10 protein-coding genes are annotated in these 15,356 nt (G+C 61.2%); 6 read left to right on the top strand and 4 right to left on the bottom strand.

Annotated elements, in window-relative coordinates; translation table 11 throughout:
- Positions 1–252 precede the first annotated feature (252 nt).
- The 3 genes from carA (at position 253) to leuA (ending at position 6,809) form a co-directional block, all read left to right on the top strand.
- Entirely contained in the window at positions 253–1,416 is a 1,164-nt protein-coding gene (gene carA, locus LA321_RS19090; protein ID WP_042069900.1) for a glutamine-hydrolyzing carbamoyl-phosphate synthase small subunit, read from the top strand.
- Between the two features lie 16 nt (positions 1,417–1,432).
- The gene (carB, locus tag LA321_RS19085) at positions 1,433–4,669 is read left to right on the top strand and encodes a carbamoyl-phosphate synthase large subunit (RefSeq protein ID WP_042069899.1); all 3,237 of its coding nucleotides are present in this window, start codon (positions 1,433–1,435) and stop codon (positions 4,667–4,669) included.
- Between the two features lie 481 nt (positions 4,670–5,150).
- Positions 5,151–6,809: a 2-isopropylmalate synthase gene (leuA, locus tag LA321_RS19080; protein ID WP_042069897.1), complete on the top strand. Its 1,659-nt coding sequence runs from the start codon at positions 5,151–5,153 to the stop codon at positions 6,807–6,809.
- A gap of 65 nt (positions 6,810–6,874) precedes the next feature.
- Here leuA and LA321_RS19075 read toward each other — a convergent pair whose 3' ends face one another.
- The gene (locus LA321_RS19075) at positions 6,875–7,903 is read right to left on the bottom strand and encodes a sterol desaturase family protein (protein ID WP_042070054.1); all 1,029 of its coding nucleotides are present in this window, start codon (positions 7,901–7,903) and stop codon (positions 6,875–6,877) included.
- A 241-nt stretch (positions 7,904–8,144) separates the two neighbouring features.
- On the opposite strand from LA321_RS19075, the gene LA321_RS19070 reads away from it, so the two are divergent.
- Positions 8,145–9,305: a DUF1615 domain-containing protein gene (locus LA321_RS19070; RefSeq protein WP_042070052.1), complete on the top strand. Its 1,161-nt coding sequence runs from the start codon at positions 8,145–8,147 to the stop codon at positions 9,303–9,305.
- Between the two features lie 41 nt (positions 9,306–9,346).
- Here LA321_RS19070 and LA321_RS19065 read toward each other — a convergent pair whose 3' ends face one another.
- Entirely contained in the window at positions 9,347–10,345 is a 999-nt protein-coding gene (locus LA321_RS19065) for a DUF1176 domain-containing protein (RefSeq protein ID WP_042069896.1), read from the bottom strand.
- 237 nt (positions 10,346–10,582) lie between these two features.
- The gene (locus LA321_RS19060; protein ID WP_042069895.1) at positions 10,583–11,536 is read right to left on the bottom strand and encodes a hypothetical protein; all 954 of its coding nucleotides are present in this window, start codon (positions 11,534–11,536) and stop codon (positions 10,583–10,585) included.
- A gap of 280 nt (positions 11,537–11,816) precedes the next feature.
- Here LA321_RS19060 and LA321_RS19055 point away from each other — a divergent pair, with 280 nt between their 5' ends.
- Together LA321_RS19055 and LA321_RS19050 are read left to right on the top strand one after the other, a co-directional pair.
- Entirely contained in the window at positions 11,817–13,790 is a 1,974-nt protein-coding gene (locus LA321_RS19055; RefSeq protein WP_224212230.1) for a methyl-accepting chemotaxis protein, read from the top strand.
- Between the two features lie 69 nt (positions 13,791–13,859).
- Positions 13,860–14,735 (top strand): flagellar protein MotY, encoded by an 876-nt coding sequence (locus tag LA321_RS19050; RefSeq protein WP_185377951.1) that lies wholly within the window; start codon positions 13,860–13,862, stop codon positions 14,733–14,735.
- Positions 14,736–14,798: 63 nt separating this feature from the next.
- Here the strand turns inward: LA321_RS19050 and gloA are convergent, their stop codons facing one another.
- Complete coding sequence (gene gloA, locus LA321_RS19045) at positions 14,799–15,212, bottom strand: lactoylglutathione lyase (protein WP_026458785.1); 414 nt, start codon at positions 15,210–15,212, stop codon at positions 14,799–14,801.
- Positions 15,213–15,356 lie beyond the last annotated feature (144 nt).

Here is a 15,356-nt window from a genome sequence, read left to right as displayed (position 1 = left end):
GGTGGTTTTTCATTTTCTTTTGATGGTGGGGGTTGCAAAGGCAAAAAGTGCATAGATAATGGGTAATGTTGCTTGTTTATTGAATTTAGATGCATTTCGTCAGAGAAAAGACATTGAAATGCCACTTTTTTTAAGTAGAATGCGCCCAATTTGCCAGAAATCTGCCGGGTTCGAGTCCTGTCAAAGACCGGAACCGAGCCCGCAACACCCAGGTAAATTGCTGAATTTAAAGCTAAATAACTGGAGGTTGTCTTGAATCACACTGCATTGCTAGTGCTGGAAGATGGAACTGTGTTCAAAGGCGTGTCGATAGGCGCCGAGGGATGTTCCGTTGGTGAAGTGGTTTTCAATACGTCGATGACGGGCTATCAGGAAATCCTCACCGATCCCTCTTATTCCCGTCAGATCGTTACCCTCACTTACCCCCATATAGGCAACACCGGCACCAACAGCGAAGATGAAGAGTCCACCCAGATCCACGCCCAAGGCCTGATCATCCGGGACCTTCCGATACTTGCCTCCAATTTCCGCAATCAGCAATCCCTCTCCGATTACCTCAAGTCCCACAATATCGTTGGCATCGCCGACATCGACACCCGCAAGCTGACCCGCATCCTGCGCGAGAAAGGCGCCCAGGCCGGTTGCATTTATGCCGGCAAAGAAGTGGCGGGCAAGCAGGGCATTGAAGCAAGTGCAGAAGCGTACGCCCTCGAGCAGGCTCGCGCCTTTCCCGGGTTGAAGGGGATGGACTTGGCCAAGGAAGTGACCGTCGCCGAGGCATACAACTGGACCGAGGGGAGCTGGCAGCTTGGCAAGGGGCACGTCACCCCGGATGCCGACCAGCTCAAATATCACGTGGTGGCCTATGACTTCGGCGTCAAGCGCAACATCCTGCGCATGCTGGTGGATCGTGGCTGCCGCCTGACCGTGGTGCCGGCCAAGACCCCGGCAGCCGAGGTACTGGCGATGAACCCGGATGGCATCTTCCTCTCCAATGGCCCAGGTGACCCCGAGCCGTGCGACTACGCCATCACTGCCATCAAGGCCTTCCTTAATACCAACACCCCGGTGTTCGGTATCTGCCTGGGTCACCAGCTGCTGGGCCTGGCCTCCGGCGCCAAGACCGTCAAGATGAAGTTTGGCCACCACGGCGCCAACCACCCGGTGAAGAGTCTGGATGACAACACAGTCATGATCACCGCCCAGAACCACGGCTTTGCGGTGGACGAGCAGACCCTGCCCGAGTGCCTGCGCGCGACCCACGTCTCTCTGTTCGATGGGTCGCTCCAGGGCATCCATCGCACCGACCGCCCGGCTTTCAGCTTCCAGGGTCACCCCGAGGCGAGTCCGGGTCCGCACGACTGTGCCGGTCTGTTCGACCACTTTATTGAATTGATTAAGCAGTATCGCGCCTAAGAGGATAAAGAGAGCCATGCCAAAACGTAACGACCTTCAGAGCATCCTGATCCTCGGCGCCGGCCCCATCGTCATCGGCCAGGCCTGCGAATTCGACTACTCCGGCGCCCAGGCGTGCAAGGCCCTCCGCGAGGAGGGCTACCGCGTCATTCTGGTCAACTCCAACCCGGCCACCATCATGACCGACCCTGAGATGGCCGACGCCACCTACATCGAGCCCATCACCTGGGAAGTGGTGCGCGAGATCATCAAGAAAGAGCGCCCGGACGCCATCCTGCCCACCATGGGTGGCCAGACTGCCCTCAACTGCGCCCTGGCGCTGGAGCAGCACGGCGTGCTGGCCGAGTTTGGTGTCGAGATGATCGGCGCCACCGCCGATGCCATCGACAAGGCCGAGGATCGCTCCCGCTTTGACAAGGCCATGCGCAGCATTGGCCTGGAGTGCCCGCGCGCCGGCATCGCCCACAACATGGAAGAAGCGTGGAAGGTACAGGCAGAAGTGGGCTTCCCCTGCATCATCCGTCCCTCCTTCACCATGGGCGGCTCCGGTGGCGGCATCGCCTACAACACCGAAGAGTTCGTCGAGATCTGCGAACGGGGCCTGGACCTGTCGCCAACCAAAGAGCTGCTCATCGATGAGTCCCTGATCGGCTGGAAAGAGTACGAGATGGAGGTGGTGCGCGATCGCAACGACAACTGCATCATCGTCTGCGCCATCGAGAACTTCGACCCCATGGGCATCCACACCGGTGACTCCATCACGGTCGCGCCGGCCCAGACGCTGACCGACAAGGAGTACCAGATCATGCGCAACGCCTCCATGGCGGTGCTGCGCGAGATCGGTGTCGAGACCGGCGGCTCCAACGTCCAGTTCGGCATCAACCCGAAAGATGGCCGCATGGTCATCATCGAGATGAACCCGCGGGTGTCGCGCTCCTCCGCGCTCGCCTCCAAGGCGACCGGTTTCCCCATCGCCAAGATCGCCGCCAAGCTCGCCATCGGTTACACCCTGGATGAGCTGATGAACGACATCACCGGCGGTCGTACCCCGGCCTCCTTCGAGCCGGCCATCGACTACGTGGTCACCAAGGTACCGCGCTTCAACTTCGAGAAGTTCGCCGGTGCCAACGACCGTCTGACCACCCAGATGAAGTCCGTCGGCGAAGTGATGGCCATCGGCCGCAACTTCCAGGAATCCCTGCACAAGGCGCTGCGTGGCCTCGAGACCGGCAAGACCGGCTTCGACCCCATGGTCGACCTCAATGCCCCTGACTCCCTGACTCGCATCCGCCACGAGCTGCAGGATGCCGGCGCCGAGCGTATCTTCTACATCGCCGACGCCTTCCGCGCCGGTCTCTCCATGGATGGCGTGTTCAAGCTGACCAAGATTGACCCCTGGTTCCTGGTGCAGATTGAAGAGCTGGTGAAGCTGGAAGAGCAGGTGAAAGAGCGCGGCATGGCAGGCTTGGACGCCGACTTCCTGCGCGCCCTCAAGCGCAAGGGCTTCGCCGATGCCCGTCTGGCCAAGATCCTCGGTGTGGCCGAAGGGGAAGTGCGCAAGCTGCGTGCCCGCCACAACATCTTCCCGGTCTACAAGCGGGTCGATACCTGCGCGGCCGAGTTCGCCACCAACACCGCCTACATGTACTCCAGCTATGACGAGGAGTGCGAGGCCAACCCCACCAACCGCGACAAGATCATGGTCATCGGTGGCGGCCCGAACCGTATCGGTCAGGGCATCGAGTTTGACTACTGTTGCGTGCACGCGGCGCTGGCCCTGCGCGAAGACGGTTACGAGACCATCATGGTCAACTGCAACCCGGAAACCGTCTCCACCGACTATGACACCTCCGACCGCCTCTACTTCGAGCCGGTGACTCTGGAAGACGTGCTGGAAATCGTGCGGGTCGAGCAGCCCAAGGGCGTCATCGTCCAGTACGGCGGCCAGACTCCGCTGAAACTGGCTCGCGCCCTGGAAGCGAACGGCGTGCCGGTCATCGGGACCAGCCCGGATGCCATCGACCGCGCGGAAGACCGCGAGCGCTTCCAGTCCGCCGTGGAGCGCCTGGGTCTCAAGCAGCCGGAAAACGGCACCGTCACCGCGCTGGAGCAGGCCGTTACTTTGGCCTCGCGCATCACCTACCCGCTGGTGGTTCGCCCCTCCTACGTGCTGGGTGGCCGCGCCATGGAAATCGTCTATGACGAGCAGGACCTGCGCCGCTACTTCGCCGAGGCGGTGAGCGTCTCCAACGAATCGCCTGTGCTGCTGGACCGCTTCCTGGACGACGCCACCGAGGTGGACGTGGACGCCATCTGCGACGGCGTGGATGTGGTCATCGGCGGCATCATGGAGCACATCGAACAGGCCGGCATCCACTCCGGTGACTCCGCCTGCTCCCTGCCGCCCTACACCTTGTCCAAGGCCATTCAGGACGAGATGCGCGAGCAGGTGCGCAAACTGGCGCTGGAGCTTGGCGTGGTGGGCCTGATGAACGTGCAGTTCGCGGTGAAAGACAACGAGATCTACCTCATCGAGGTGAACCCACGTGCCGCCCGTACCGTGCCGTTCGTCTCCAAGGCCACCGGTGCGCCGCTGGCCAAGATCGCCGCCCGCGTCATGGCCGGTCAGAGCCTGAAAGAACAGGGCTTCACCAGCGAGATCATCCCGCCCTACTACTCCGTGAAGGAAGTGGTGCTGCCGTTTGCCAAGTTCCCGGGGGTCGACCCGCTGCTGGGCCCGGAGATGCGCAGTACAGGTGAAGTGATGGGGGTGGGCAGCAGCTTTGCCGAGGCGTATGCCAAGGCGCAGCTGGGTGCCGGTCACCAGGTGCCGCGCGAAGGTCGCGCCCTGCTCTCCGTGCGCCACGGCGACAAGGAGCGGGTGGTCAACCTGGCCGCCAAGCTGCTGGAGCTGGGCTATGACCTCGACGCCACCCACGGCACTGCGGTGACCTTAGGGGAGGCGAGCATCAACCCGCGCCTGGTCAACAAGGTGCACGAGGGTCGCCCGCACATTCTGGATCGCATCAAGAATGGCGAGTACACCTACATCGTCAACACCGCCGAGGGTCGTCAGGCCATCGAGGACTCCAAGCAGCTGCGCCGTGGCGCCCTGCAGCACAAGGTGGCTTACACCACCACGCTGCACGCGGCGTTCGCCACCTGCATGGCCATCACAGTCGATGCTACCGCCAACGTGAGCTCGGTGCAGGAGCTGCACCAGAAGGTCGAGAGCCAGCTGAAAAGCCGCTAAGACCGCGTGATGAAGGAGAGACGCCTCCTTCGTGACCCGATAAAACCCCGCCAGCGATGGCGGGGTTTTTTATTGGCCGAAGGCTGCGGGACAGAGGGGAAAATGCCTGGTCAGGGAACCTGAGGGAGATAGTCACTCAATAATTAGATAAAACATCACAATGATTGTGCAATAGATGTATTTGACAGCGTTCTTTGCAATCTCTCGCCCGCGTTGCCTCTCTATACTGGGTCCTCGTCACAGGAGCCAACGGATCAGGTCGTCTGCACCTGCCGATGCAGGGGCGAACAGATCGGGCCCGCAGCCTTATCGGGTTGTGCGGCCGGCCCTTCTTACCGGGAAGGGCCACAGGATACCGGGCGTGGGGTTACCGCCTCGCGACTCGTCAGGGCCGGCGTTACCGCGCCGCCCCGCTTCCCTCTCTTCGTCCCTCTGTCAGCCGCCAGTCAGCCGTTCGTCTATCAGCCAAGGGAATCAGAATATGAGCTTCGATCATCGCAAATACCGCCGTGCCCCCGTCATCAATCTGGCGGATCGCCAGTGGCCCAACCGGGTGCTGGAGCGGGCGCCGCTCTGGTGCGCCGTGGATCTGCGCGACGGCAACCAGGCGCTGGTCGAGCCCATGACGGTGGCCCAGAAGCTGCAGATGTGGGCGCTGATGGTGCACATCGGCTTCAAGCACATCGAGGTGGGCTTTCCGGCCGCCTCCCAGCCCGATTTCGACTTCGTACGCGAACTTATCGATCGCAACCTGATTCCGGACGACGTCACCATCCAGGTGCTGGTGCAGGCGCGCGAAGATCTCATTGCCCGCACCTTCGAGGCCCTCAAGGGGGCGAAGCGGGCCATCGTCCACGTCTACAACTCGGTCAACCCGACCCAGCGCAACTATGTGTTCAACTCAGGAAGGGACGGGGTCAAGGCCATCGCCGTGCAGGGGGCGCGCTGGGTGCGGGAGTATGCGGCCCGCAATCCGGGCACCGAGTGGAGTTTTCAGTACTCGCCGGAGAGTTTCAGCAGTACCGAGGTGGAGTTTGCCGTCGAGGTGTGCGACGCCGTTATCGATGAGTGGCGCAGCGCAGCCCGCCCCATGATCCTGAACCTGCCCGCCACGGTGGAGGTGAGCACCCCCAACGTGTTTGCCGATCAGGTGGAGTGGTTCTGCCGCAATTTGAAGGCGCGGCCCGAGGTGTGTATCTCCATCCACACCCACAACGATCGGGGCTGCGGGGTGGCTGCTGCCGAGCTGGCGGTGCTGGCGGGGGCGGATCGTATCGAGGGCACCCTGCTCGGCAACGGGGAGCGCACCGGCAACATGGACATCGTCACCATGGCCATGAACCTCTACAGCCAGGGGATCGACCCCGAGCTCAACCTCTCCGACATGGATGCCATCGTCGCCACCGTCGGGGCCTGTACCCAGATTGCCCTGCACCCGCGCCACCCCTATGCCGGCGAGCTGGTCTACACCGCGTTTTCCGGTAGCCACCAGGATGCCATCCGCAAGTCTCTGGCGGCGGAGAAGCCGGATCACTACTGGGACGTGGCTTACCTGCCCATCGACCCGGCCGATCTCGGCCGTAGCTACGAGGCGGTGATCCGCATCAACAGCCAGTCCGGCAAGGGAGGCGTCACCTACCTGCTGGAGCGCGACCTCGGCCTGCAACTGCCGCGCTGGCTGCAAATTGACTTCAGCCGCCGGGTCCAGGCCGAGGCGGAGGCCAGCAGCAGCGAAATCAGCCCGGAGCAGATCCGTGCCCTGTTCGAGCGCCACTATCTGGCGCCAGCCCACGGCTATCGGGTGGGCCGCTTCCAGCTCGGCCACGACAGTCAGGAGAGCCTGCGCCTGGAATTGCAGACCCCTGCGGGGACCCTGCAGCTGTGCGGTGAGGGGGAGGGGGCCATCACGGCCCTGGTCAACGGCTGGCAACGCCACACCGGCATGCACATCGACGTGCTCGACTACTCCGAGCATGCCCTCACCGCCGGTACCGAGTCCCGCGCCGCCGCCTATGTGCTGCTGAGCGTCGAGGGCATCCGCATGTGCGGGGTGGCCGTGGGTCGCGACGTGGTCAATGCCTCCCTGCAGGCGGTGATCAACGGCGCCGCCCAGCACCAGGCCCTGCGCCGGAGTGCCTGAGCCAGCACGCCTCTTCGCCCATAAAAAACGCCACCGCAAGGTGGCGTTTTTTATGGCTGTCCGGCTCAATCGGCCAGGGCATTGCGCCCGCGCGGGCGGGGCAGGGCACGCCACAGCTTGCGCGCCGTCACCAGGAAGGGGCGCAGGATGAGCACGCTCAGGCGGCTGTAGCGCTCGTTGTCCCTGGGGCCGACCCCGAAGGAGAGGGGCTCGGGCTGGCTGCTGGTCACATAGAGGGTGCCAAACCACCAGTCCCAGAGCGAGAGGTTGGTGCCGAAGTTGTGGTTGAAGTGGCGGGGATCCCGGCTGTGGTGGATCTGGTGCTGGGCCGGGCTGTTGAAGATGTGCTCGAGCACGGGACCAAACGAGAGCCAGACATGGGTGTGGCGCAGGTTGGCGGCCAGGGAGTTGAACACCAGCACCAGGTAGCTCACCCCGAACAGGGTGTAGGGGCGCACGGTGCCGCCACACAACCAGTAGAAGGCGCCGGCGTAGAGGGCGAGACAGCTCCCCTTGACCAGCATCTCGCACAGCTTTTCCACCAGATGGATGCGGCTTGCCGTCGGCGGCACCATCACGGTCGCGCTGTGGTGCACCTTGTGAAACTCCCAGAGCCAGCGACTGTGGAAGGCGCGGTGCAGCCAGTAATGCACCAGATCGCTGATGAGGAAGACGCCCAGGCCATAGAGCATCATCAGCCAGCTCGCCTGGGCCAGCCGGGGGCGTTCACCCCAGAGCCGGGTCAGGGCCGATTGGACATCCTCCGCCTGCAGCAGCCAGGGGTGAAGCAGGGCCAGGATCGGCAGGATCAGCGCCACATGGAGCAGTGCCCGCACCAGATAGTATTGGTAGTCGAGCAGAGCCGAGGGGTGCAGCCAGACGGCCTGCCCCCCGAGAAAACCGGCAAAGCTGCGGACGTCGGGATCCCCCTGGCGACGGCGATGGCGATAGAGCAGATAGGCGATCGTGCCCGAGACCAGCAGGAAGGGGGCCCCCAGGCGCCCGTTGAAGTCGAGCAGTCCGGTCAGGCAGTGCCAGAGCGGCGTGATCAGCCACTGCTGCACGGGGTCAAAGAGAAGGGTCAGTCTGTCCATGGAGTCCATACCGTGAGCGTCCGGGCGGCGGCATTCTAAATGTAAATCACTCTCGATAAAAGCTTATCAATGGGCCTTTGTCATCCTGGTTTGCGAGGGGATGACGGCAGGGGCTGTCAGGCGCAATAGAACGCCGCGGCCATCGGGCTTTAGCCTTGTGGATCAATCCTCTACAATGAGCGACTATTTGCGCGCCCGCCACTGGCCGGGTCTGCGCCCAGCCTCAGTACCGGATGCCTCGATGACGTTTTCACTCTCCTCAAGCTCTTTTGCCGTGCGCGCGTTGCCGCTGTTTGTCACCCTGTTCCTTGCGGGCTGCGCCAGCGATCCGGGAGCCCCTGCGCAGGATGCGGCGGCCATCGCCAAGTTGCCCAAGGCTATGCAGCCGCGCAAGCCGGCCGACATGAAGACCCGCATCGTGCGCTTTTTGCCAAGACAGGTGCCGGACAAGCAGGGGTGGGCCAACGACGTGGTGACGGCCCTCACCAGCCAGGGACTCACAGTCAGTGATCACAACGTCTGCTCAGTGCTGGCGGTGGCGGAGCAGGAAGCCACTTACCAGGCCGATCCCGTAGTACCCAATTTAAGCAAGATCGCCTGGAAGGAGATCAACGCCCGTGCCGGCAAGCTGCTGATCCCGGAGTTTGTGGTGCGCACGGCCCTTTCGATCAACTCTCCTACCGGCAAGACCTATGCCGAGCGCATCGATCGGGTGCGCACCGAGCGGGAGATGAGTGAAATCTTCGAGGATATGATCGGCATGCTGCCTATGGGCAAGACGCTCTTTGGCAACCTCAACCCGGTGCGCACCGGCGGCCCCATGCAGGTGAGCATTGCCTTTGCCGAGGCCAATGCCCGTGGCTATCCCTATCCCGTCAAGGACAGCATCCGCCACGAAGTCTTTACCCGTCGCGGCGGCATCTGGTTTGGCACCAAGCACATCTTCGGCTACCCGGCCGACTACCCCGACACCCTCTACCGCTTCGCCGATTTCAATGCGGGCTGGTACGCGAGCCGCAATGCCGCCTTCCAGGCCGCGGTCAGCCGCCTGAGCGGCAAGAGCCTGGCGCTGGACGGAGATCTCATTCGCTACAACTCCGACAAGCCCGGCAATACCGAGCTGGCGGTCTACACCCTCGCCAGCCGGGTCAATATGAGCAAAAAGGCCATCAGCCAGAGCCTGCGTCTGGGGGATAGCAGCGACTTTGCCAAGAGCGATCTCTACCACAGGGTCTTCGTCCTGGCCGACAAGCAGGCGGGCAAGCGGCTGCCCCGCGCCATCCTGCCCGGCATCCAGCTAAAGAGCCCCAAGATCACCCGCAACCTCACCACCGCCTGGTTTGCCAAGCGGGTGGATGACAGGGAGCAAGCCTGCGTCAGAAAGATGGCGACGATCCGCTGATATTCAAAAGCCACAAGGGCGGCCCAGCGGCTGCCTTATGTTTACTGTGCTTTGACCACCTTGCTGGTCAGTGTCGGTAGGTGCCAGGTGCCCCCCAGTGCAATCATGCGGCAGCTTCCGGTGGTGCTTTTCTCGCTCTGCACGAAGGTTTTGCCATCCCATATCCAGCTTTCGAAAGAAAAACAATCTCCTATCCCTCTTCCCTTGTGTGAGGCACTCAGTTCACCCATTCCATAACCATTGGCATCAGTACTGATGAGGGTCGCACTGTCGGTGTCAAGCTCTGCGTCAATCAGAACGAATGCTGATCCGTCGTTGTAAGCGGCGAGCCAGCAGGGGAGCTGGATCAAGGCTCGTTCTTGGGTCAGGGGATAGAGCCTGCCACCTTCCGATTTTTCATAGGCCATGGGACAGGTATCTTGATCGACTTGCTGTTTTAGCCACTTGCCTATGCTCTGCAACTCCGGCTTGGTGAGCGGACGAGAGAGATTGTCTGCGGCAACGGCACCGGCGTGGATCACGGGGGCCGACAAGGCAGGAGGAATGGATGTGATGGGTAGCGAGCCCTGTTTGGTCAGGGCTGTATTGGTATTCAGACGGCCTTGAAACTCATCCATTTTGAGAAAAATGGCATAGGCACCGGCACCGGATAGCGGTTCCTGATGTTTGTTCCATTCAAATACCACCTTGCCAGTCCCTTTGATTGCTCGGACTAGCGCTGCCGTTTGATGCTGGCTAAATGGAGTCCGCTCTTTTACGGTGCCGAGTATTTCGTCATTGATGCGCAGTGTTATCAAACCATCACTGGGGGCCGATGGGGTTTGTTCATCAACTTCAGTGATGGCCAGCTCGGCATTGAGTATCCCCTTGGCTCCTGCCTCTCGTGTGAGCAGAACTGATATTCCACCAGATCCTGCGCTGTAACCTGCGGATCGGCATGTCCGTGTGTTGTCGCAGGCCAGTTCCCAGTCCTTGTGTTGAAAAGAGATCCCTTCAGTAAAAGAGCCGAGCGCAGAAGCCAGCAGTGTTGCGATGAGCATGAGATGGTTCCAAAAGAATTAGGCAGGTCAGGATAGCATTCAGGGTGGTGCAAATTGAATCTTGTTGTGGCGCGCATAAAGGCGCTTAGTGGGGCATTAACCTTCTACCTGAATGAAAAGACAGGTTTGTTCAAGCATCATTGCCAGTCATTTGAGGCAAGAAAAATGTGAACCTGAGGGAGATTAGCGGTTGAATGAAAGCTCTCTCACTCATGCTTAATGGCCGTTTACAGCTGGTTAGAAACTCATGGCCAGCCCGACGGAATAACCGCTGGTATGGCGGCTGAACATGTATCTGGCCACCAACCGGGTGCGGGTGACGAAGATATCGTACTTGCTGCTATCGAGCTCCAGCCCCAGTCCCAGCGAGTTGAGGGAGTTGAAGCCGAGCTGGCCGCGCTGATCCCCGAGATATTCAGTGCGGGCCCCTTCCAGCACATAGCGCAGAGGGCGATCTAGCAGAGTCCAGTCCAGCAGGGGGGCGCGGCGGCGCAGATAGAGCCCGAGGTTTTCCGCCTCGGCAGACCCGCGCACGCTGTGGGAGGTGCCGCCAAAGCTTTGCAGGTGCTGGTAGGAGTAGCGCAGCTCGGCATCGATATCCTGGGCGGGGGAGAAGAGCTCGTAATCGAGCATCATGGAGCCCCCCAGGCCATAGACGTTGAGCTGGCCGCCATCGAGAAAGTCCAGTGAATAGCCCCGGGTACGCTCCAACAGCCAGCTGCCGATCCGCAGATCGCTGGCCACCACGCCAAGGGAGATGTTGGCGATGGGGCGAAGTACCCAGTGTCCCCCTTGTTCATCCCGGTGCAGGGAAAAATCCCAGCCGACGCCCCCCGAGGCGGTCAGGCTATTCCAGCGGGTCGGAATGGTGCGGCTCTCGGTGCCATTGCTCATGACGAACTGGGGATCGTAACGACTGAATCCTATTGCCCCCTCCAGATAGACGGGGATCTGGTCGCTCATGGTTGAGCCACCGCCAAACTGGGTCATGGCGAGGGCTGCCGACTGGTTGGTGCCGCTGCCGATATTGAGATCGCTGGCGGTGATATCCGGCACGACCGTGTAGGTCATCAGGGCGATCACCGCATTGGCGCGTTCCTGCGCCCGAGCGGGATCCAGCTGGCCGGCATCGGCGGATAGGGCGGGAAGCGCCAGTAAAAGCGGCAGCAGCCAGAGAGGGGAAATATGCATGATGAGGTTCCGATCCGAGACATCCTGTCTTTTGCCTACTGTAACGGGCTTGTGGCCAATGTCACCAGTGGCGAGCTTGCCAATATTTTGATAGTTATCGAATGAAGCTGTTTCATCCTCTCGAATCAGCATTCAAGAAGCGCCTGGTCATCGCGTCCGTGGCGGCAAGAGCCCTTATCCTGACCCAGGTCAAGGGAGTGGAAAATAGTTGGGTGGGCGCCGGAAAAAGAGAGAGAAGTGAATATAATCAATCAATTGATAGAGAAAACAGGAGCGCGTGATGAACAGACTGGGACTGGCTGGCAAGATGTTGCTGGCAATTTGCCTGCCATTATTGGCGCTGGTGTTTTTCGCTGGCCACTACGTGTACGACCGTTATCGGGTGTCGCAGGAGATGGAGCAGGCCCAGCAGATGCTGGTGCTCGTCAAGAGCAGTGCCCAGCTGGTTCATGAGCTGCAAAAAGAGCGGGGCATGTCGGCAGGGTTTATCGGCTCGGCTGGCAGCAAGTTTGCCGATGCCCTGCCACAACAGCGGGCGGCGGTGGATGAGGCCATCGCCAGATTTCGGGCCGAGGATCAGGGGATCGCCCATGAGCAGGCGGATCAGGGGCTGGCCCAGCTGGCCGGGATCCGCGATCAGGTCAGTCAGCTGACCATAGAAGCGCCTCGTCAGGTGGCCTTCTATAGCCAGTTGATCGCTTCCCTGCTGGGGGTGGTTGACGAGATCAGCCTGCGCAGCCGGGATGCAGGCATCGCCCTGCAGACCAACGCCTATGCCGCCTTCCTGCAAAACAAGGAGCGCATGGGGATGGAGCGGGCAACCCTGAGCAACGTGTTTGCCAAAGACAGCTTCACGCCCGCCGCCCTGCAGCAGTTCATGTCGCTGCTCGCTTCCCAGCAGAGTTATCTCGAGCGTTTCCGGGCGGTTGCCACGGATGAACAGATAGGGCTGCTCGATACCCTGCTGCAGTCTCCCGTGATGGGGGAGGTCAGCAAGCTGGAGCAGGTCGCCCTCGACAAGATGGCGCAAGGGGGTTTTGGCGTTGATCCCGAACAGTGGTTTGCGGTCAGTACCAAGAAGATCGATCTGCTCAAACAGGGTGAAGATCAGCTCTACCAGCAACTCTTTGAGCGGGTAGCGCAGATGCAGATCAGCAGCCAGCACAACTTCTGGTGGGGTACCCTGGCGGTGCTGGTCTGTTTACTGTTGACCTGTCTCATCAGCTGGAAGGTACTGCGGGATCTGCATCTGGGCTTTGTCGCCCTGCATCGCACCTTCTCCCGTCTGGTCAATGAGAATGATCTGACAGTGCGGGTGAACTGGCAGTCCGGCGACGAGCTGGGAGCGCTTTCCCGCGATTTGAACCAGTTCCTGCAACACCTCGAAGGCTTGTTGTGCGAAGTGCGCCGCTCCTGCGATGTACTGACGCGCAGTGCTTTTGCCTCCAACGAGGTGATCGCCGAAGTCAACGAGGGGGTCGAGCGCGGGGTGGGGCAGGTAGATCTGGTGGCAACCGCTGCTACTGAAATGGCGTCCACCGTGGCCGAGATTGCCCGCAATGCGACCCAGACCTCCCAGGCAACCCAGCAGGCCATCGGCCGTGCCCGCCAGGGGGACAAGGAGGTGGATCAGACCATCGCCGCCATCGCCCAGGTGGCCGATACCCTCACCCAGACCCGCCAGCTGGTCAACAATCTGCATCAGGATACCGAGTCGGCAGTGGAGGCCCTGAGCCTTATCAAGCAGATCTCCGATCGCACCAACCTGCTGGCTCTCAATGCGGCCATTGAGGCTGCGCGGGCCGGGGAGTCCGGGCGGGGCTTTGCAGTGGTGGCCGACGAAGTACGCACCCTGGCCAACCGTACCCAGCAGGCGGCCGATGATATCGAACAGATGCTCTCCCGCCTGCGTTTTGGCGCCAGCCAGGCGGTCGTGGCCATGCAGTCGGGCAGCGAACAGGCGGCGCTCAGCGTCACCGAGGCGAAACGGGCTGGCAGCGAGCTGACCGATATAGTGGACGAGGTGCGCAAGGTAAGCGAGATGACCGCCCAGGTGGCTACCGCCACCGAAGAGCAGCGCTACGTCACCGACGATATCCAGAACAACATGCTGACCATTCGCGAGGTGTACGAGGCGCATCGCCAGCACTCCGTTACCCTGCAAAAAAACAGCACAGAGCTGGATCAACTGGCCCGCGAGCTGGCGGGTCGCATCGCCTGTTTCCGGCTGATGGAGCCCCCCGCTTCCCATTGAACCATTAATACCTAAAGCTTGGCCTGCCCTTGCCGATATCTGAAAAGAGATCGCGTGGAGGGCAGGCAATTGAACGCTTGGGTGTTAGGGTTGGTCAGCATATCAGTGAGTATGCAGTTGCAGGCGGGGGTCACCGAATTCGGTGCCGGCCTGGATCAATCCGTCTGGCGTTTGACCTCCGACAGCCAGATCGAGTGCCGTCTCGAACACCCCATTCCCAACTGGGGCACGGGGGCTTTCGTCAGCCGTGCCGGGCGCAAGATCAACCTCGACTTCGAGCTCAAAGGAAAGCGTCCCCAGGCCCAGACCCAGACGGTGAGTCTCGGCATCATGCCGCCCATGTGGCGCCCCGGCATCGCCGGGCGGGAAGTGAGCCAGCTGCGTTTCTTCAAGCAGTTTGATGGCCTGGTCGACGGGCAGACCGCCTGGACCATGCTGGACGAGCTGGAAGGGGGGCGCATGCCGACCTTTCAATATCGGGACTGGTATCGCCAGAATCGGGCGGTACGGGTCTCCCTCTCTTCGGTCAATTTCCGGGTCAAGTACCAGGCGTTTCTCGACTGTCTGAGCGGCTTGCTGCCCTACAGCTTCAACGACATTGCCTTTAGCGTGCTCACTTACGACAAGAACAGCGATCAGCTCTCCATCTCCTCCAAGCGGCGGCTGGCGATGATCAGCGAGTTCATCAAGGCGGACAAGAGCATCGACGTGGTGGTGATCGACGCCTACAGCGACAGCTACGGCGGCCGCTGGCCGAACCAGAAGCTCTCGGAGAAGCGGGCCGACGCCATCAAGAAGGTGTTCGTCGATCTGGGGCTGGATCCCGGCAAGATCTCGGTTGAAGGGCACGGTGAGAAGCAGCACGTCGCCTCCAACGAAACCGAGCAGGGCCGTGCCAAGAACCGGCGAGTGGTGATCAGCATGGGCCGCAATGGCGAGATTTGAGCACTGCCACAGAGATAAAAAAGAGCGCCAGAGCGCTCTTTTTTATCTTCTGCGGATTGGGTATCAGTGGCTGTCGCCCAGTCCCATGCCGGCATCTTTCTTGGCGATCAGCTCAATCTTGTAACCGTCCGGATCTTCGACGAAGGCGATGACGGTGGTGCCGCCCTTGACCGGGCCCGGCTCGCGGGTGATCTTGGCGCCGGCGGCGCGCAGGGCGTCACAGGTGGCATAGATGTCGTCCGCTTCCAGGGCGATGTGGCCATAGGCAGTACCCAGCTCATACTCGCTTACCCCCCAGTTGTAGGTGAGCTCGATGACGGCTTCATCCTTCTCGTCACCGTAACCGACGAAGGCCAGGGTGTACTTGTACTCGCTGTTCTCGCTCTGGCGCAGCAGCTTCATGCCGAGCACGCGGGTGTAGAAGTCGATGGAGCGTTGCAGATCGCCCACACGCAACATGGTATGCAGAATTCTCATTGCTCAGTTCTCCGGGTAGTTTTCTCTTTGTATTCACACAGCGCTTCGATACGCGAGAAGCCGCTGCCGCAGATGTTTGCGAGCGAGGCCGGTATGGCTGAAGGGCGCAGGGGCCCTGCGGTTCAAACCACCTTGTTCAGGTCA

Source organism: Aeromonas enteropelogenes, from assembly GCF_020097295.1.
GTDB classification, from domain to species: Bacteria; Pseudomonadota; Gammaproteobacteria; order Enterobacterales; family Aeromonadaceae; genus Aeromonas; species Aeromonas enteropelogenes.
The sequence above is the reverse complement of the archived record's forward strand: the minus strand, read 5'-3'. Positions and strand labels throughout refer to the sequence as shown.